This window comes from Magnetospirillum aberrantis SpK (assembly GCF_011022235.1).
Classification (GTDB): domain Bacteria; phylum Pseudomonadota; class Alphaproteobacteria; order Rhodospirillales; family Magnetospirillaceae; genus Magnetospirillum; species Magnetospirillum aberrantis.
Genome location: NZ_JAAIYP010000047.1, coordinates 1 through 19979, shown reverse-complemented (window position 1 = coordinate 19979; position 19979 = coordinate 1). Strand labels below are relative to the sequence as shown.

Below are 19979 nucleotides of genomic sequence, written 5' to 3'. Positions count from 1 at the left end.
GTTGTCCGGTTCAGTCGCCGGGCACGCTGACGCGGATGGTGACGGCGGCACGGCGGCCATCGGAATCGGTCACCACCAGACGGGAAAAACCCTCGGTTTCGGGGCGCCAGAAGCGGGTTTCCCCGCCCAGCGGCCGGCCATCGGCGATCCAGCGATAGGGGGGGTGTCCGCCGGCGGCGTCCAGGCCGATGCCGTCGTCCAGGCTTTCCACCATGGCGCCATCGGGTGGGAACAGGATGCGCAAGGGGGCGGCGGCGCCGCCATCCGTTCTGCTTTCGGCCTCCAGTCGGGCCAGGGCCGGCGGCGGCGCGCGGTGGAACAGGGCGTGGTCGGGCTGGGTCGGGCGCGGCCGTGGCGCGTGGTCGGGCGGCAACAGGTCGAAGGCGCGGAACAGCACCGGGGCGGCGGTGCCGCGCCCCATGGCGCCGGGGCGCGGGGCGCCGTCCGGCCGGCCCACCCACACCGCCACCGTGTAATCGGCGGAAGTTCCCACCGTCCAGGCATCGCGGAAGCCGAACGAGGTGCCGGTCTTGAAGGCGATGCGGCGGGCCCGCGCCACCGCCGAGCCTTGGGCGAAACCATCGGGGGCGGGGCTGTCCTCAAGCACGGTCAACACCGCGCGGGCCGCCGCTTCGCCCACCAGACGTCGGGCCTCGGGCGGTGGGGTGTCGGCCAGGATCGACGGCGGCAGAACCCGGCCGCCATCGGCCAGGGCGGCATACAGCGTCGCCAGATCGAGCAGCCGGATGCCTACCCCGCCCAGGGCCAGCGGCAGGCCCGGTTCCTCGCCGCCGGGGGGAAAGGCCAGCCGGATTCCGCTTTGCTGCATCAGGGCGACGAAACGGATGGGGCCGACCCGCTCCAGCACCTGCACCGCCGGAATGTTGAGAGAGCGCTGCAAGGCTTCGCGCGCGGTCAGGGTGCCGTGGAAATCGTGGTCGAAATTGTCGGGCCGCCAATGGCCGAAGCGTTGCGGCATGTCGGTCATCAGCGTGCCGGGATGCAGCGACAGGTCGTCGAAGGCCATGGCGTAGATGAAGGGCTTCAATGTCGAACCGGGCGACCGTGTCGCCAGGGTCAGGTCGGTCTGGCGGCTCAGCCAGTGGGCGGCGCCGACACTGGCCAACAGCCGGCGGTCGGCGTTGGCCACGATCACCATGGCCACGTCGGCGCCGGGTTCCAGCCGTTCGGCCTCGGCCCGTGCCAGCGCTTCCAGCCGGCGTTGCAATCCGCCGTCGATGCGTGTGCGGATGACGGCACCCCGTGGCGCGGCCGTCGCCAGCCGCTCCGCCAGATGGGGGGCCTGCATGGGCAGCGGGCGTTGGAAGGCGGGGATGTCGGCGGTCTTGGCCGCCTCGGCCACGTCGCGGGCGATGATGCCGGCCGCCGCCGCGCGGTCCAGCACCCGGTCGCGTGCCGCCCGCGCCGCCGCCGGGTGGCGGTCGGGTCTAAGCCGTTCCGGCGATTGCGGCAATGCCACCAGCAACGCCGCCTCGGCCGGACCAAGATGGACCGGGTCCTTGCCGAACCACGCCAGACTGGCGGCGGTCACCCCCTCCAATGCGCCGCCGAATGGCGCCAGCGTCAAATAGATCCCCAGCACGCCGTCGGTTCCCAGCCGGGCCTGAAGCTGCATCGCCCTCAAGCTTTCCTCGACCTTGGCGCCCCAGGTGCGGGCCTTGGGCTGTAACAGTCGTGCCGCCTGCATGGACAGGGTCGAGGCCCCGGAGACCACCCGGCCGTGGCGTGCCCATTGTCCCATCGCGCGCAGCGCCGCCAGCGGGTCGATGCCGGGATGCCAGCCGAAACGCCGGTCCTCGACCGTGCGCAGCATGGCAAGGTACAGGGGATCGACCTGATCGGGACGGGTCGGCAGGCGCCATGTGTCCTGGGGACTGGGAAAGGCGCGCAACAGCCGGCCGTCGGAATCCAGCACCACGGTCGAGCGGTCCTCGAACCGCCCGAGGTCGGGCGGGGAAAGCCGGTCGGCGGCGACGGCCAACACCGTCACCGCCAGTCCGATCCCCAGCGCCCGCCTGGCCGCAGGACGCTTCCACGAATTGAGAATTCGTGGAAGCGGGATCATTCGCCGATGACCGTCTGGCCCGGTTCGGTCCGGCCCCGGATGCGCGGCGCGTACATATGTTCGACCCTGGCCGCCGGCAGCGCGAACGTCCCCGGCGTCACCGCGCGCACCACATAGGCGACGCGGAAGTCCCAGGTGTCGGAGTTCCAGAGGCGCGACGGGTAATCGGGGTCGGACCGGTCCATTTGCCAATTGGGCAAGGCGATCGCGGCGACGAAACGGTCGTCGCGGGCCTGACGGTTTTCGGCCTCGGACAGCCGGCCGACCCAGTCGTAGCCGGGCTGTTCGGGACGCAGAACGCCCTCGACGTCCCAGCCGGCGGGCAACAGGTCCAAGATGGCGTAGGTGCCCCTGACCTGACTGGTGCCGATGCCTTCGACCACCACCACCAGACGGTCGTTGCGATGGACGGCCGACAGGTCGGCGGGCTGGCCGTCCATGGTCAGGACGCGCTTGTTGATGGTGACGCCGTTGGCGACGGCCGGCAACGGTTCGGCCGGCACGCCCTCGGTCGAGACCACGCGGAACAGCGGCCCGTCGCCGACGTTCTTGACCGTCACCCCCCGCGCCAGATCGTCGGCCGCCAGCGGCAGCGAGACGGGATCGCCCTTGGGGGCCGGCTTGCCGTCCACCTCGGCCGCCAGCTTGGCGCTGTTCTTGGCCATCTCGGCGGCGGCCAACAGCATCCAGGCCTTGTCCTGGGTGGTGGTCTCCTCGGGCGGGGCGCCCAGGGTTCCGGCCAGTTCCAGCACCTGGGACACCTGGGCCGCACGGCCCGACGCCGCCATGATCGCCGCCACCCCATAGGCGTCGCGCAGATGCGAGCCATAAGGCAGCTCGACGTAATCGGTCGGGTTGGCGGCCAGCGCCTTGCGCGCCGCCTCGAAGGCGGTGGCGGCGCGGGCCCGTTCGCCGACCGCGTCCAGCGCCGCCCCCAGATGGGCGTGGGCCATGGCGCTCTTGGGCGGTTGGGAATCGTGGAAGTAGCGCAGGTCGCCGGCATTGGCCATGCCCTTGGCCGCCAGCAAGGCCATGGCATAGGCGCGCACTTCGGCGTTGCCGGTGGCCGCCGCGCGTTTCAGCCATTGCCGGCCCTGGGTCAGGGCGGCGGCGGGAACGTCATAGCCCTTGTCGGCGGCGCGGGTCAGGAAGTCGAGCGCGAACACCGACAACCACGGGTCGGCGTCCGATCCCCATTGTCCCCACATGCGGAAATCGCCCTCGGGCTTTTGCATGTCAAGCACCCGCTCGACCGCGTCTTGTACCCGTTCGGGAATGTTCTGGTCGCGCCGCTGGCCGGCCAGCAACGCCATGTCGTTGAAGTAAAGCAACGGCAGCGCCCGGCTGGTGGTCTGTTCCAGACAGCCGAAGGGATAGCGGTCGAGCCAACGCAACAGGCCGGGCACGTCGATGCCCTGCCAGCGCGACAACCCCAGCGCCGCCGAACCGGTGCCGGGCAACAATCCGTCCAGCGCCGTGGAATCGATGACCACGCTTTCGCCCGGCGCCAGGGCGGCGACGTTCTGGCGGGTTTCGGGCAATTGCGCCGGCCGCACCTGGATCGGCCAGTCGCGCGCGATGGCGAACCCGCCCGGCCCCTTGACCGACAATTCGACCCGGCCGACGCCGGCGGCGGCGGCCGACACCGGCACGGTGAACACCTCGCGCTTGCCCTTGCCCAGGCTCAGGGTGCGGTGGGTGGTCTCGCCCGCCACCGCGCCGGAACGCGACACGGCAAGGGCGTAGCCGCCCTCGGCCCCGTCCACGTTGTGCATCAGGACGGTGGCCCGGCCCTGGTCGCCGGGGGCCAGGAAGCGCGGCAGGATGATTTCGGCGACAAGGGGATCGCGCACGGTCAGCCGGGTCTCGCCCGATCCCACCTTGTCGCCGTCCCACGCCACCGCCATCAGCCGCAACTCACCTTGGAAGTCGGGAACGTCCAAGGCGATGGCGGCGGTGCCGTCGGCCCCCAGCGGCACCACGCCCGAGAACAGCGCCACCGTGCGGGTCGGCACCACGTCCAGGCCCTTGCCGCCGAAGGAATCGCCGCCTTGGTCGTCGCCGCCGGCCAGCCCGCGGATCAGTCGGCCGTAATCGTCGCGCATGCCCACCCCCAGGCGGCGCTTGGACAGGTAATGGCCCTGCGGCGACGGGGTCTTGAAGCGGGTCAGCTGCAAGATGCCCTGGTCCACCGCCGCCAGGGTGACGAAAGCGTGGCTTCCGGCGCCGGTCACCGTGACCGGCACCGACAGGGTCTGGCGCGGGACCATGCGTTCGGGGCTGCCGATGTTGACGCCCAGGGTGCGGGCGGCGGCGTCCAGGCCCAGCCACGCCACGCCCACCGCGCGCACCGGGGCATGGCCCAGCTTTTCCGACAGCGGCCGATAGAGCGTGACCAGGGCATAGGCGCCCGGTCCCCATTCGGGCCGCACTGGAATGTCCACGTCGCCGCCGCCGGCCGGCACGCTGACGGTACGGGTTTCGTGGACGCTTTCGTTGGCGATCACCACCAACGCCTCGCCGGCATGTTCGGAATCGATGTGCAGGCGCGCTACCTCGCCCACCGCATAGCCGGCTTTGTCGGCGGCCAGCTTCAGCCGGTCGGGACGGTCGGCGGTGGCGTCGCCGTACCAGCCGCCCCAGAACGATACCGAGGTGGCGGCTCCGCTTTGTTCGTCGCGAACCTCGACGCGGTACGATCCCCAATCGACCATCTGGCGCAGGCTGGCCGGTTCGGCGGCGCCGATGTCCACGCGGCCCGAGGCCACCTCGCGTTCGCGGGCGATGCGTTCATAACGCCAGCGCGAGCCCGAGCGGTACCATTGCCAGGTCGAGACGTCCTTGAACACCTTGTAGACGACGCCCGTCCTGGCGATGGCCTCGCCGGTTTCGTTCACCGCGACCACGTCGAAGACCGCGTCGGTGCCCCGGCGCACCGCACCGTCGAAACGCGGCTTGACGCCCAACGCGACCGGGGCGGTGCGCAGCGGGATCATGACGTGTTCGCCGGTGGTGCGCCCGCCCGGCTCGCGGATGGCGATGCCGATGTCGGCCCGCAGCGGCAGGCTGGAGCGGATGGCGGTCCCCACCTGTCCGGTGACGGTGGTGGCGCCGTTGTCGTCGGTGTCGGACACCGCCAGGGTCACCCGCTCGCCTCCGAACTTCTCGTTCGGCAGGCCCCAGCGATAACCCTTGAATTTCGGGAACGGCGCCGGGTCCGGCTCGACGATCATCTCGGCCTCGCCCCCCAGCGCGGCGGCCGGGGCGCCATAAAGGAACCGCGCCTCGACCGGGATGGACAGGACGTCGCCGGGTTTCAGCACCTGGGGACGTTCGCCGATGGTCAGGCCCAGCCGTTGCGGCACGAAGTCCTGGACCTCGAAGGCGACGCTGCCCACCGCCTCGCCCTCGGGGTCCACATGGGCGGTGGCCTGCCAGTTGCCGCGGTTGGCGCTGGCCGGCAGCTTGATGTCCACGGCGCCGCCGCCCGACCCTTGGTCGGCGACGGTAACGCGGCGGTATTCCTTGCCGTCGGGACGCAGGATCTTCACCACCAGCGGGCTGTCGGCGATGGCGGCGGCCTTGGAATCGCGGGCCAGCGCCGTCAGGTGCACCGTCTCGCCGGGGCGGTAGATGCCGCGCTCGGTGTACAAAAATGCGTCCACCGCGCCGGCCGGGGCGCGGCCGTCGACGCCGCGGTCCGACAGGTCGAAGGTGCCGCGCCTGAGGTCGAGGAAGGCGAAATCCTCGCCGCCATAGGCCATCACCATGACCGGGGCCATGCCGCCGGTGCCGCGCAACAATCCCGGTGCGAAGCGGGCGATGCCGTCGGCGCCGGTGGTGGCCTGGGTCAGCTCGTCGTTGTTGCGCGCGATCAGGGTCAGCCGCACCCCGGCCAGCGGCTTGGCGGTGGCCAGCGAACGCACCGACACCGTCAGGCCGTCGGCGCCGTTGAAGCTGGTCAGCCCGAGATCGGTCTGCACCACCCATTGCCCGGCCATGGGGGCGTAGTCGGAATCGTAGGAATAGCCGTCTTCGTCGCGGCTGGTGGCGTCGGGGTTCCGGGCGGTGACCAGATAGGCGCCGGGTTCGGCCTTGCCGATGGCCTGGGCCAGCGGGAACAGGCTGGTCACCGCCTGGTTGCGCGGCCCCGACACGTCCATGGAACCGCTCCATACCTTGCGGCCTTCGTCGTTGGCGACGTCGGCGGCCTCGTAGGGATAGAACTTGCGGTCCTCGACCAGATTCTCGCGCATGCGGGCCAACAGGCGGTCGCCGACGCGGTAGACGGTCATGTCGAGGCGGGTGACGTTGACGGTGGTTATCGGCAAGCCCTCGACCGTCTCGCGCGGCAACACGAAACCGGGGCCGAAGGCGACGCTGGCCGGGCGGTCCTCGAAACCGACGGTGACCGGGGTTTCCACCGCCAGCTTCTCGCCCGAGGCGGCGGGCAGGCCGGGGCGCAGGGTCAGGGTGTATTCGTCGCCGAAAGAGAAGCCCGACAGGCACAGCCGGGTGTCATCGACGCGAAATCCGGCGCGCACGCCGTCGGGGACCTGGACGTAATCGCTGTAGCGGGTGGCGCCGCTGGCGTCGAGGGGGGCGGAAAACACCAGACACGCCTCGGCCGCCTCGGCGCCGGTCTCGACGGTTACCCGGCGAAAGGCCAACTCGCCCGGCTTGACCCCTTCCAACGGCTGCGGCGTCGCCTGACGGACCGGCGTCACCGAGGCCGGCCGCGGCGCGGCGGGCGCCGGAGCGGGGCGAGGGGCCGAGGAGACCTGGGCCGCCGGCTGGGCCGGAATGTGAAAGCGCGGAAGGTCCTTGACGCCCCAGGCGCCGAGACCAATTCCCCCCAATGCCAAGGCCGCGATGGTGACAAGCGTGCCGTAACGCATTTCCCCGAACCCCCTGTTGGTCGTGCGTGCCGGATCATCGCCCATTACCGGGCGGCGTTCAACCAAGGGCTGTTGACGGATGCAACGGAATGTGTGAATGTGAGTGAACGTTCACTTTTGGAGGTTGGCATGCGTGACGCAAGCCATACCCGGCAAAAAATCCATCGGGCGGCGCTGGATCTGTTCTCGTCGCGCGGGGTCGCCGAGACCAGCGTGCGCGATCTGGCCCAGGCGGCCGGTATCGCCGAGGGCACGCTTTACCGCCATTACGCCTCGAAGGACGATCTGGTCGCCGACCTGTTCCTGTCCAACTATGCGGCCTTCGCCGAACGTTTGCGCACGGTGCGGGCGGTGGCGGGGCTGCGGGCCCGGCTCGACGCCGTCGCCGCCCTGGTGTTCGGGTTTCATGATGCCGACCCGACCCTGTTTCGTTTCCTGCTGCTGGTTCAGCATCAGGCGCTGGCGCGCGGTGGTGACGGCGACGACAACCCGGTCACCGTGCTGCGCGCCATGATCCTTGAGGCCCAGGCGGCGGGCGAGGTCACCATGACCGATCCCGACCTGGCCTGCGCCCTGGTGCTGGGACTGTTGCTGCAACCGGCCACCGCCCTGGTTTACGGCCGGCTGTCCGGCCCGCTTCTGCCGCTGTCTTCCACCGTCGCCGCCGCCTGCTGGCGCACGCTCAATCCCTGAGGGGGGATGCATCATGCATGAGGGGACTTTCCGCCTGTTGGCCCATCGCCATTTCTGGCCGTTGTTCGTCAGCCAGTTCCTGGGGGCGGCCAACGACAACCTGTTCAAGAACGCCCTGGTCATCCTGGTGATCTACCGCCTGGGTTCGGGCGCCGGAATGGAGCCCACGGTTCTGGCCACCGTGGCCGCCGGGCTGTTCATCGCGCCGTTCTTCCTGTTCTCGGCCCTGGCCGGACAATTGTCCGACCATGTCGAGAAGACCCGGCTGATGAAGTTCTGGAAGGCGGTGGAAATCCCCGTCGCCGCCTTGGGGCTGTGGGGACTGGCGGCGGAAAGCGTGCCGCTGATGCTGACGTCGCTGTTCCTTCTGGGGACGCAATCCACCTTCACCGGGCCGATCAAATACGCGGTGCTGCCCGAGCTTCTGGCCCGCGACCAACTGATCGCCGGCAACGCCCTGATCGAGGGCGGCACTTTCCTCGCCATCCTGGTCGGCACCATCGCCGGCGGCACGCTGATCCTGATGGATGGGGGCGTCGCCATGGTGGGGGCGGCCATGCTGGGCTGTGCCGTCCTGGGCTTCGGTGCCGCGCTGATGCTGCCGCGTGCCCATGACGGCAATTCCCAGGTGGTGGTGCGCTTCGCGCCGCTGCGCGACAGTTGGGCGCTGTGGCGGCTGATCCGGGCGCGGCGCGACCTGACCTTGGCGGTGCTGGGCATCTCGTGGTTCTGGCTGGTGGGGGCCACCTACCTGTCGCAATTCCCGGCCTTCGCCAAGGACGTGCTGGGCGCCGACAACCATGCGGTGACCTTGATGCTGACCATGTTCTCGGTGGGCATCGGTCTGGGCTCGGTGCTGTGCGGGCGGTTGCTGAAGGGCGAGATTTCCGCCCGTCACGTTCCCTTCGCCGCCCTGGGCATGACCGTGTTCGCCTTCGACCTTTACGCCGCCGCCGGCTCGGCCCAGGCATCGGGGGTGCTGCTGTCGCTGGGCGAGTTCCTGAGCCGGCCGGGCACCTGGCGGGTGCTGGCCGACCTGTTGGCCTTTTCGGTCTGCGGCGGCATCTACATCGTACCGCTCTACGCCATCCTTCAGGCTCGCTCGGACGAGGATTCCCGCGCCCGCGCGGTGGCCGCCAACAATGTCGCCAACGCCTTGTTCATGGTGGCGGGCGCCCTGGCCTGCGCGGTGCTTTTGGCGGCGGGGGTGTCGGTGACCGGGCTGTTCCTGCTGATGGGAGCGGCCAATCTCGGCGTCGCCCTCTACATCTGCGGCTTGCTGCCCGACGCGGTGCTGAAGGGATTGTTCGCCGCGCTGTTCCGGCTGGCCTATCGGGTCAAGGTGGTCGGTGTCGAGAACCTGCCCGAGATGGGTGAACGGGCGGTGATCGTGGTCAACCACACCTCGTTCATCGACGCCGCCCTGTTGGCCGCCTTCCTGCCGGAGCGGCCGGTGTTCGCCGTCAACACGCTGGTCGCCCGGCAATGGTGGGTGCGCCCGTTCCTGCGGGTGGTCGATGCCTTCGCCGTCGATCCCACCAATCCCATGTCCACCAAAAGCCTGATCGGCGCGGTGCGCGAGGGGCGGTCCCTGGTGATCTTTCCCGAAGGCCGCATCACCGTCACCGGCGCCCTGATGAAGATTTACGAAGGCCCCGGCATGGTCGCCGACCGCGCCGACGCGGTGGTGGTGCCGGTGCGCATCGACGGTGCCCAGGTCACGCCGTTCTCGCGGCTCAAGGGCAAGATCCGGCTGCACTGGTTCCCGACCATCACCATCACCGTGCTGCCGCCGCGCCGTTTCGACGTGCCGGCCGAGGTCAAGGGTCGCGTCCGGCGCCAGCGCATCGGCGCCGCCCTGTACGACGTCATGTCGGGCATGATGTTCGAGACGGCGCGGCGTGAACGCACCTTGTTCTCGGCCTTGCTCGATGCCCGGCGGCTGGCCGGCGGCTCGGCCCCGGCGGTCGAGGACGTCACCCGCAAGCCGCTGGATTACGACCGGCTGGTGACCGCGTCCCTGGTGCTGGGGCGGGTGCTGGCCAAGGAAAGCAAGGCCGGCGAGGCGGTGGGGCTGATGTTGCCCAACGCCAACGCCGCCGTCGCCGCCTTCTTCGGGCTTCAGCTTCATGGTCGGGTGCCGGCCATGCTCAATTTCTCGACCGGGCCGGGCAACGTGGTCTCGGCCTGCGCCACCGCGCGGGTCCGGGTGGTGGTCACCTCGCGCCGCTTTGTCGAACAGGCGCGGCTGGACGCGGTGGTCCAGGCGCTGAAGGCCCATGTGCGGGTGCTGTATCTGGAAGACCTGGCGGCCGGCATCGGCCTGTTCGCCAAGCTTCGGGCGCTGCTGCTGCGCCCCTTCGCCGCCCGTCTGCATGCCCGCGCCGGCCGCTCCGCCCACGACCCGGCGGTGATCTTGTTCACCTCGGGCTCGGAAGGGGCGCCCAAGGGGGTGGTGCTCAGTTCCGCCAACATCCTGGCCAATTGCGCGCAATTGTCGGCGCGTGTGGCCTTCAGTCCCACCGACAGCGTGTTCAACGCCTTGCCGGTGTTCCATTCCTTCGGCTTGACCGGCGGTCTTTTGCTGCCGCTGTTCTCGGGGCTGCGGGTGTTCCTGTACCCCAGTCCGCTGCATTACCGCATCGTTCCCGAACTGGTCTACGACACCAACGCCACCATCATGTTCGGCACCGACACCTTCCTGGCCGGCTATGGCCGGGTGGCCAACGCCTACGACTTCTATTCGGTGCGTCACGTCTTCGCCGGGGCGGAAAAGGTCAAGGACCAGACCCGCAAGCTGTGGATGGACAAATTCGGTCTGCGGCTGATGGAAGGCTATGGCGCCACCGAGACGGCGCCGGTGCTGGCGGTCAACACGCCCATGCATTTCCGGGCCGGCACGGTGGGCCGCCTGTTGCCCGGCATCGAGTTCCGGGTCGAGCCGGTGCCCGGCGTCGATGAAGGCGGCCGGCTGTGGGTCAAGGGTCCCAACGTCATGCTGGGTTATTACCGCGCCGACGCCCCGGCCGTGTTGGAACCGCCGAGCGGCGGCTGGTACGACACCGGCGACATCGTCGAGGTGGACGATCTGGGCTATGTGCGGATCCTGGGCCGGGCCAAGCGCTTCGCCAAGATCGCCGGCGAGATGGTGTCCCTGGGCAAGGTCGAGGCCGAAATCACCGTCCGCTGGCCCGAGGGCAACCATGCCGTGGTGGCGGTGGCCGACGCCCGCAAGGGCGAGCAACTGGTGCTGGTCACCGAACTGGCCGAGGTGACGCGGGACGCGGTCCTGGCCCATTTCCGCGGCGCCGGTCTGGCCGAACTGATGGCGCCCAAGGCGGTGTTGCGGGTGGACCGCCTGCCGCTTCTGGCCACCGGCAAGGCCGATTACGTCGCGGTCAAGGGCTTGGCCGAGGCGTTCGTGGGGACGGCGTCATGATCGAGCGTCCGCTCGGCGACGACATGGAAAAGACGTTGTGCGGACTGTTCAGCCGCCGCCCGGTGTGGAACCATGAGACCGCGCAATGGGTGGAAATGGTGCCCGCGACCGGGAACATGCGGGTATGGGTGCGTCACGGACAGGGGGAATCGTGATGGGAACGCTTGTGTTGCTGTTGGCCGGGGTCGGCTTTGTCGTGGCGCTGGTCGCCCAGGCCCAGGCCAAACGGGTGGATGGCGACCTTGCGGTATTGCGCAAGCGCCTGGGCGCGGTCGAACAGGAATTGCTGCGGCTGCGCGCCGGCGTGGCCCCGGTGCGGGAGCCGGCACCCGAAGCCGAACCTGAACCGCCGCCCGAGGCCGTGCACCCGTCGCGGGTCGAGGTGTTGCCGCCCGAACCGGGCCATGTGCCGCCACCACGACAACCGGCGGCCGAGGCTCCCGCCGCCCGTCCTGCCCCCGCCGCCCGTCCTGCCATGGAACAGGCCCTGGCCGAACGCTGGCTGGTGTGGCTGGGCGGTGTCGCCTTGGCCTTGGGTGGCGCCTTCCTGGTCAAGATGTCGGTGGACATGGGGGTTCTGGGGCCGACGGCGCGGGTTGCCCTGGGGGCGGTCGGCGGTCTTGGTCTGATGGCTTTGGGGCAGGTGTTGCGGCGGCGTCCGGCCATGGCCCGTCATGTGCCGCCGGCTCTGGTCGGTGCCGGTGCCGCCATGACCTTCGCCTCGGTATTCGCCGCCCACGCCCTGTACGGCATGGTCGGCACGGTGCCGACATTCGCGACGCTGGCGGCGGTGGCCTTGCTGACCGCCGTTCTGGCGCTGTCGCACGGGCCTTTCGTCGCCTTGCTGGGATTGGCCGGCGCCTACGCTGTGCCGTTGCTGGTGAGTTCGTCCGAGCCCCAGGCCTTGGCGCTGTTCACCTATCTGCTGGCGGTGTCGGCGGCCATGCTGGTGCTGTTGCGCTGGCGCGAATGGTGGTGGCTGGCCTGGGTGGTGCTGGCCGCCAGCGCCGGCTGGAGCCTGGCGTGGATGCTGCTGTCGTGGAACGGTGGCGACGAAATCGTGCTGGGCGGCTATCTGCTGGCCTTGGCCGGATTGTTCGCCGCTTTCCGTCTGGGGGTGCCGTGGATTCCGGCCCTGGCGCTGCCGGCCGAGGCGCGGCAGGTGGGTTGGGTGGTGACGGCGGCGTTCCTGGTCGTCGTCGCCCTTCTGGCCCTGGTGTCCGAGGCGGCGGGCACGTCGCTGACGGTGCGTGTGCTGCCGTTCCTGTTCGCCATCGGCGTCGTCGCCTTCGGTTGGCGCGACGCGGTTTTCGACCGCTTGCCGTGGTTGGCGGCGGCGGTGCTGGCGGTGGTGGTGTGGCGTGGCGGCGCGGTGGACGATGGCGCGGTCGCCGGGGTGGTGACGCTGGGAATCCTGTTGTTCTCTTTTGCCGGTTTCGCCCTGATGGACGGGGCGCAACGGCCATGGGTGTGGGCGGCCACCGCCGCCGTGTCGCCGGTATTGTTGCTGGTGGCCGCCTATGCCCGCCGGCCCGAGGCGTGGCCCGAATGGGGATGGTGTGCCGCCGCGTTGCTGTTGGGCGGCGCCCTGGTGGCGGCGGCGGAACGCATCGCCCGCAACCGCGAGCATCCGGGACTCGAGGCGGCGTTGGCGGCGGTGGCGGTGGCGGTGGTCGCCGCCCTGGCGCTGGCGGTCACCACCGTCTTGCGCGAGGCGTGGCTGAGCGTGGCGCTGGCCCTGATGCTGCCGGGCATCGCCTGGGTGGAATGGCACCTGTCGGTGGCCGGGCTGCGCCGGGTGGCGCTGTTGGTGGCCGGGGCGGTGCTGGTGCGGTTGGCGTTCAACCCCCAGATTCTGGATTACGCCCTGGCCGAAGGCAGCGTGGTCAACTGGCTGCTTTACGGCTATGGCGTGCCGGCCGTCGCCTTTTGGTTGGCGGCGCGGCGTTTCGCCCGCAGCGGTGCCGACCTGACGGTGACGGTGCTGGACGGCGGCGCCATGCTGTTCGCGGTGCTGCTGGCCAGCCTGGAAATCCATCATGTGATGGTGGGGGGGCTGACCATCGCTGCCCTGCCGTCGCTGGCCGAGACCGCGTTGCATGCCGCCACCTGGCTGGCCGGCGGCGTTGTGGCCTTTGTCGTCTGGCACAAGAGCGAGAACAAGGTGGCGTTGTGGGGCGGGCGTCTGTTGCTGGTCCTGGGCGGCGTGACGGCAGTGTTGTTTCAGGCCGGATTGGACAACCCGTTGTGGACCGGTTCGGCGGTGGGCGAGGCGGCGGTGCTGAACGTGCTGTTGCTGGCCTATGGCGTTCCCGCCGTGCTGTTCGCGCTGCATTGGCGGGTGGCGCCGCCGGTGCCCGATTGGGGTGGCCGGCTCTGCGCCGTCGTGTCCGTCGCTTTTGCCTTCCTGTGGCTCAGCCTTGAGGTGCGGCACGCCTTCGCCGGGCCGCATCTGAACCAAGGCGCGGTGGGGCAGGCGGAATTGTGGGCCTATTCGGTGGCGTGGCTGACGGGTGGCGTCGCCTTGCTGGCCGGCGGTTTGTGGCGGGGCGAGGCGATGTTGCGTCGGGCCGGTCTGGCGGTGGTGCTGGTGGTGGTGGTCAAGGTGTTCGTGCTTGACCTCGCCCATCTGGCCGGGCTGTGGCGGGCGCTGTCGTTCCTGGGCCTGGGGGCGGTGCTGGTGACCTTGGGCGGCGCCTACCGCCGTTTCGTCAAAGTGGTGTGAGCGCGTCCCGCGCATTTGTGTCAGCGCGTCCCGCGCATTTGTGTCATGGCAGGAAACTGATTTTCGCATTGAAGAATGGCGGAGTAGTGGGAATCGCTGGCTAATTGTACGGAAACAGGCGGTTTTCGGGAGGTCCATTGGTGCACTTAAGAGAAAAAAAGTTGCCTGAGAAGAAATGGCTTGTTACGGTGGCGCATCTCTCCTCCACGGACGACGCGCATGCCTCTCGCCCTTCTCAAAGCCGGTTTCCGTGACCGCTCCAAGCCGCCGCCGCGCGAATTGCCGGCGACTCCCGAGCTCAAGAAATCCTATGACGTGGTCATCATCGGTGCCGGCGGCCACGGTCTGGCCGCCGCCTACAACCTGGCCAAGACCTGGGGAATCAAGTCGGTCGCCGTGCTCGACAAGGGCTATATCGGCGGCGGCAACACGGCGCGCAACACCGCCATCGTGCGTGCCAACTACCTGACCCCGGAAGGGGTGGCCTTCTACAAGGAATCCATGGGTCTGTTCGAGACGTTGAGCCAGGAACTGGATTTCAACGTCATGTACACCCGCAAGAACCACCTGACGCTGGGCCATACCGACGCCGCCATGCGCACCATGCGCTGGCGGGCCGAGGTCAACAAGCATCTGGGCGTGGCGTCCGAGGTGATCGACGCCAAGCAGGTGGCCGAGATCGAGCCGCGCCTCAACATGAGCGACGCGGTGCGCTATCCCATCCTGGGCGCGCTTTACCATCCCGTCGGCGGCACCGCGCGCCATGATGCCGTGGCTTGGGGCTACGCCATCCGCGCGGCGCAGATGGGGGTGGAAATCCACCAGTTGACCGAGGTCACCGGGCTTGAGGTGACGGGCGACAAGGTGACGGCGGTGCACACCAACCGCGGCACGGTCCAGGCCGGCCGAGTGCTTCAGGCGGTGGCCGGCGCTTCCAGCCACGTCGCCAAGATGGCCGGACTTCGCCTTGCCATCCGCACCATCCCGCTCCAGGCCTGCGTGTCGCAGCCGGTCAAGCCGATCATCAACGCGGTGGTCGTGTCGGGCTCGCTGCATTGCTACATCTGGCAGTCGCAGCGCGGCGAGCTGGTGATGGGCGGCGCCGTCGATCCCTATCCGCTGTGGAGCACCCGTTCCAGCCTGGAATTCAAGGAAGGGCTGATGGGCCACATGCTGGAGCTGTTCCCGTTCCTGTCCGAGGTGCGGATGATGCGGCAATGGGCGGGCATGTCCGACATGACGCCCGACTTCGCCCCGATCATGGGCAAGACTCATCTTGCCAATTACTACATCGACGCCGGTTGGGGCACCTACGGTTTCAAGGCGACGCCGGTCAGCGGCAAGCGCATGGCCGAATGCGTCGCCACCGACACCACGCCCGACATCATCAAGCCGTTCCGCCACGACCGCTTCACCCGCTTCGAGCAGGTGGGCGAAGCCGGCGCCGCCTCGGTGGGTTCGTAAGGGAATTCATGCCATGAAGATCATGACCTGTCCGCTCAACGGCCCGCGCAACATCTCGGAATTCTCGTATGGCGGCGAGGTGCGGGCGCGGCCCCGGCCGGGCGCCGACCCGGCGGTGGTCGCCGACTACCTGTTCCACAAGACCAACCAGCCCGACGTGGTGCGCGAATGGTGGTGCCATGTGCCCACCTCGTACTGGTTCATCGCCGAACGCCATCTGGCGACCGACCAGATCCTGCGCACCTATCCGGCCGCAGAATACCTGGACCAGGAGGCCCAGCCATGAGCAACCGCCTGTCCGCCCCCTACGGCAAGCTGATCGACCGCAGCCGTTCCGTCACCTTTTCCTTCGAGGGTGCCGCCGTCACCGGCCTGGCCGGCGACACCATCGCCAGCGCGCTGGCCGCCGAGGGGCGCTGGATGATCTCGCGCTCGTTCAAGTATCACCGGCCGCGCGGTCTGGTGTCGGCGGCCGGGCTTGAGGCCAGCACCATGGTCCAGGTGGGGGTCGAGCCCAACGTCTACGCCTGCAAGCGGGCGATCGAGGACGGCCTCAAGGTCTCGGCCGTCAACACCTTCGGCGGCTTGGCCTCGGACAAGGGCCGGCTGTTGGAGAAGTTCTCGCGCTTCCTGCCGGTGGGCTTCTATTACCGCACCTTCTTCACGCCCCGCGTGACCTGGAAGTTCTGGGAGCCGGTGATCCGCTGGCTGGCGGGTCTGGGCACCATCGATCCCGACACGCCGCACGGCCATTACGACAAGCAATACCTGTTCGCCGACGTGGCGGTGATCGGCGGCGGCCCGGCCGGGCTGTCGGCGGCACTGTCGGCGGCCGGCGCCGGCGCCGAGGTGGTTCTGGTCGACGACAATGTCGCCCTGGGCGGTGCCCTCAATTATATCCGTCAGTCCGACGATGACGGTCTGGTGGCGCGTGTCACCGCCGACCCCCGCATCACCGTGCTGACCGAAGCGGTGGCACAGGGGCTGTTTTCCGACAACTGGCTGTCGGTGACCAAGGGCAACCGGCTCTACAAGCTGCGGGCCAAGTCGGTGGTGGTCGCCACCGGCGCCCACGAACAGCCGGCGGTGTTTCGCGGCAACGACCTGCCGGGCGTCATGCTGGGCACCGCCGCGCAACGGCTGATGCGGCTGTGGGCGGTGCGTCCCGGCCGCCGTGCCGTGGTGCTGGCGGCCAACGACGATGCCTATGACGTGGTTCTCGATCTGGTCGAGGCCGGAGTGACGGTGGCGGCGGTGGCCGATTTGCGTGACGACGCCGGTGCCGACCCGCGTGTGGCGGCGGTCAAGGCCAAGGGCGTGCCCGTCCATGCCCGGACCTGCATCGCCGAGGCCGTCGAGGGCGCCAACCATGTGAAGGCCGTGCGTCTGGCCCCGGTCACCGGGCCGGGCAGCTTTGGCGCGGCGGGCGAGGCCATCGCCTGCGATCTGGTCTGCGTGTCGGTGGGCTATGTGCCGCTGACCCAGTTGTTGTCGCAGGGCGGCGCCCGGCTGGTGCCCGACGATTCCACCTGCATGCCGCGTGTCGCCTCCTTGCCGGACGGCCTGTTCGCCGCCGGTTCGGTGGCCGGGGTGTGGGGGGCTTGCGCCCAGGACGGCGTCCGTGCCGGACTGGCCGCCGCCGCCCATGCCGGCAAGGATTGCGGCGTGCCGCCGGCCGTGGCCGGCGACGCCCAGGGGCGAACCTATCCCAATCCGATCTTCCCCCATCCCAAGGGCAAGGACTTCATCGAATTCGACGAGGACATCCAGGTCCGCGACATCTTTGATGCCGCCGCCATGGGCTGGGACCACATCCAGTTGCTCAAGCGGTTCTCGACCGCCGGCATGGGGCCCAGCCAGGGCAAGCTGTATAACGCCCTGGTGCAGAAAGCGCTTTCCACCGCCACCGGCATCACGCCTCCGGTGGTCGGCACCATCACCGTGCGTCCGCCGGTGATCGGCGAGAAGCTGGGCCAACTGGCCGGCCGGGGATTCGAACCCACGCGGCTGACCGCCATGCACCATCAGCATGTGGCGGCCGGCGCCAAGATGATGGTGGCGGGCACCTGGATGCGTCCGGCCTATTATGGTCCCGACGCCGAGACGGCGGTGCTGGCCGAAGTGGCGGCGGCCCGTCAGGGTGTGGGCATGATCGACGTCTCGACGCTGGGCAAGCTCGAGGTGCGCGGCCCCGATGCGGCGGCGTTCCTGGAGCGGGTCTATACCTGGACCTACGCCAAGCTGGCGGTGGGCCGCGTGCGCTACGCCCTGATGCTGGACGAGACCGGCGCCATCATCGACGACGGCGTCGCCGCCCGCCTGCACGACCAGCATTTCTACGTCACCGCCACCACCGGCGGCGTGGACCGTGTCTTCCGGCTGATGCAGTTCTTCAACACGCAATGGCGCATGAAGGTGGACGTGGCCAACGTCACCGCCGCCTATGCCGGCCTTAACCTGATCGGTCCCAAGGCGCGCGAGGTGTTGTCCGCGCTTGGCACCGACATCGACGTCAGCCGCGAGGCGTTCGGCTATCTCGGCATCCGTACCGGCCGGGTAGCCGGCATTCCGGCCCGGGTCATGCGTATCGGCTTCGGCGGCGAACTGGGTTACGAAATCCACGTCCCGGCCAGCCGTGGCGCCGAATTGTGGGACGCCGTGGCTGCCGCCGGCGCCGCCTTCGGCATCCGGCCGGTGGGCATCGAGGCCCAGCGAGTGTTGCGTCTGGAAAAGGGGCACATCATCGTCGGCCAGGACACCGACGCCCTGACCCATCCGCTGGAGGCGGGCATGGGATGGGCCGTGGGCCGCAAGAAAGCCGACTTCTTGGGCAAGGCGGCCATGGACGCGCTCGAGGCCAAGGGGCTCAGCCGTCAACTGGTCGGCTTCGAGCTGGACCCGGCGGCACCGGTGGTTCCCTTGGAAAACCATCTGGTCATCAAGGGCGGCGACATCGCCGGCCGCGTCACCTCGATCACCCGCTCGCCCAGCCTGGGCAAGGTGGTCGGTCTGGCCACCGTGGCACCCGACCAGAGCGCCATCGGCTCGGCCTTCTCCATCCGCGCCGAGGGGGGCGTCATGGTGACGGCCAAGGTGGTGCCCATTCCCTTCTACGATCCCGACAACACCCGTCAGGAGATGTGAGCATGCGCGCGAGCTTCGTTCGATACCTCCTTGCCGGGCTGGGCGGCCAGCCGGCCCCCGTCGGTCCGGCCCTGGCGGTGCTGCGGGTCCCTGGCGAGAACGTTTCGGCGCCGGTGGTGCTGACCGATCTGTCGCCCTTCGCCCGCACCGGCTTCAAGGGCGCCGACACGCCGGTCTGGCTGGCGGCCCAGGGGGTGACGGTTCCCGACGCCCCCAACCGCTCGCTGCCTCAGTCCGATGGGGCGGTGGTGGCGCGGTTGTCGGCCGGCGAGTTCCTGGTGTTGGGGCGGCCCGGCGCCGAACCGGGACTGGTCGAACGTCTGGACGGTGCCTGGGGCTGGGAAACGGGGGCGGCTTGTGTTTCCCGCTGCCGCGCCAGGACAGCCACGCCTGGTTCCATCTGAAAGGAACAAAGGTGCCCGAGATGCTGGCGAAAATGTGTGGTGTCGACCTTCGGCGCCATGTCTTCGCCGATGGCGCCGTGGCCCAGACCTCGGTGGCCCGTCTGAACGCCATCCTCATCCGCCAGGGTGACGCTGTCCACCTGTTGGCCGATTCCGCCTCGGCGGAATATCTGTGGGATTGCGTGGTGGACGCCATGGCCGAATACGGTGGCGCGGTGGCCGGCGCCGGGCATTTGCTGGCTGCCTGAACCATACGCTTGGAACCGCTTTCGCGGGCGCGGAGGGGATGCCTTCCGCGCCCGCGCTGTTTCATGGGCGTATGAAGACGTTTACTGCCTGGAAATTATGCTAAGATGACAATCGCGCTCAAATAATAGGCATGCAAGGCATGCATCGGTGGGCGGTGGGCACGGATTCCTGACGATTTGAAACCGGCACGGCGGTTGCAAGATGTGTGGCTCATCACCATTCCGCCCGTGCCGCGCCGGGTGCTGACGGCAGGCGGAGGATCCAAGGGGAGCGCGATGAAGCTCATTACCGCCATCATCAAACCGTTCAAGCTGGATGAAGTGCGCGAGGCGCTCTCGGGCATCGGCATCCAGGGCATGACCGTCACCGAGGTCAAGGGGTACGGCCGTCAGAAAGGCCAGACCGAGATCTATCGCGGCGCCGAATACGCCGTGAACTTCCTGCCCAAGCTCAAGCTCGAGGCGGCGGTGGACGACCAACTGGTCGATCCGGTTCTGGAAGCGATCTCGAACGCGGCGCGTACCGGCAAGATCGGCGACGGCAAGATCTTCGTCCAGGACCTGGCCTCGGCCATCCGTATCCGTACCGGCGAAGCCGGCCCAGAAGCTCTGTAAACGAGGGGAATACCCAATGACGCTGTCTTTCCGCAAGGCGGGGGCCACCCTTGCCGCCACTCTGCCGGCGCTGCTGGCCTCGGGCGTCGCGTTCGCCCAGGAAGCGGCCGATGCCGCGGCCGAAGCGGCCGCAGCCGTGGCCGCGCCGACGCTGAACTCTGGCGACACCGCGTGGATGCTGGTGTCCTCGGTCCTGGTGCTGATGATGCTGGTTCCCGGCCTGGCCCTGTTCTACGGCGGTCTGGTGCGCAAGAAGAACATCC

At 69.1% G+C, this 19979-nt stretch carries 12 protein-coding genes and 1 pseudogene; 11 read left to right on the top strand and 2 right to left on the bottom strand.

Features of this window, described 5'->3' with window-relative positions:
- Positions 1 to 10: 10 nt before the first annotated feature.
- On the bottom strand, positions 11 to 2086 hold the full coding sequence (gene pbpC, locus G4223_RS19050) for a penicillin-binding protein 1C (protein ID WP_163683026.1): 2076 nt from the start codon (positions 2084 to 2086) through the stop codon (positions 11 to 13).
- A complete protein-coding gene (locus G4223_RS19045; RefSeq protein ID WP_163683024.1) occupies positions 2083 to 6984 on the bottom strand; it encodes an alpha-2-macroglobulin family protein in 4902 nt (1633 codons plus the stop codon). The genes pbpC and G4223_RS19045 overlap by 4 nt, the downstream gene beginning before the upstream one ends.
- A gap of 129 nt (positions 6985 to 7113) precedes the next feature.
- Between G4223_RS19045 and G4223_RS19040 the strand changes: the two genes are divergently transcribed.
- The 11 genes and pseudogenes from G4223_RS19040 to G4223_RS20145 all read left to right on the top strand — a co-directional run.
- Positions 7114 to 7677 carry a TetR/AcrR family transcriptional regulator gene (locus tag G4223_RS19040; protein WP_163683023.1) on the top strand — a complete coding sequence of 188 codons (564 nt, stop codon included), beginning with the start codon at positions 7114 to 7116 and terminating at the stop codon, positions 7675 to 7677.
- Between the two features lie 13 nt (positions 7678 to 7690).
- Positions 7691 to 11116: an acyl-[ACP]--phospholipid O-acyltransferase gene (locus G4223_RS19035; RefSeq protein ID WP_163683021.1), complete on the top strand. Its 3426-nt coding sequence runs from the start codon at positions 7691 to 7693 to the stop codon at positions 11114 to 11116.
- Entirely contained in the window at positions 11113 to 11271 is a 159-nt protein-coding gene (locus G4223_RS19030) for a hypothetical protein (protein WP_163683019.1), read from the top strand. Before G4223_RS19035 ends, G4223_RS19030 begins: the two co-directional genes overlap by 4 nt.
- A complete protein-coding gene (locus G4223_RS19025) occupies positions 11271 to 13841 on the top strand; it encodes a DUF2339 domain-containing protein (RefSeq protein WP_241004233.1) in 2571 nt (856 codons plus the stop codon). Before G4223_RS19030 ends, G4223_RS19025 begins: the two co-directional genes overlap by 1 nt.
- A 219-nt stretch (positions 13842 to 14060) precedes the next feature.
- Positions 14061 to 15305 carry an FAD-dependent oxidoreductase gene (locus G4223_RS19020; RefSeq protein ID WP_163683016.1) on the top strand — a complete coding sequence of 415 codons (1245 nt, stop codon included), beginning with the start codon at positions 14061 to 14063 and terminating at the stop codon, positions 15303 to 15305.
- A gap of 13 nt (positions 15306 to 15318) precedes the next feature.
- Positions 15319 to 15591 carry a sarcosine oxidase subunit delta gene (locus tag G4223_RS19015; RefSeq protein WP_163683013.1) on the top strand — a complete coding sequence of 91 codons (273 nt, stop codon included), beginning with the start codon at positions 15319 to 15321 and terminating at the stop codon, positions 15589 to 15591.
- The gene (locus G4223_RS19010) at positions 15588 to 18449 is read left to right on the top strand and encodes a 2Fe-2S iron-sulfur cluster-binding protein (protein WP_163683011.1); all 2862 of its coding nucleotides are present in this window, start codon (positions 15588 to 15590) and stop codon (positions 18447 to 18449) included. Before G4223_RS19015 ends, G4223_RS19010 begins: the two co-directional genes overlap by 4 nt.
- Positions 18450 to 18451: 2 nt before the next feature.
- Positions 18452 to 18853, top strand: a complete 402-nt coding sequence (locus tag G4223_RS19005; protein WP_163683009.1) for a hypothetical protein — start codon at positions 18452 to 18454, stop codon at positions 18851 to 18853.
- Positions 18854 to 18873: 20 nt separating this feature from the next.
- On the top strand, positions 18874 to 19101 hold the full coding sequence (locus G4223_RS19000; RefSeq protein WP_163683007.1) for an aminomethyltransferase family protein: 228 nt from the start codon (positions 18874 to 18876) through the stop codon (positions 19099 to 19101).
- Positions 19102 to 19377: 276 nt separating this feature from the next.
- Positions 19378 to 19716 (top strand): P-II family nitrogen regulator, encoded by a 339-nt coding sequence (locus G4223_RS18995; protein WP_163683005.1) that lies wholly within the window; start codon positions 19378 to 19380, stop codon positions 19714 to 19716.
- A 16-nt stretch (positions 19717 to 19732) separates the two neighbouring features.
- Positions 19733 to 19979, top strand: a pseudogene (locus tag G4223_RS20145) (ammonium transporter); the annotation flags it as partial.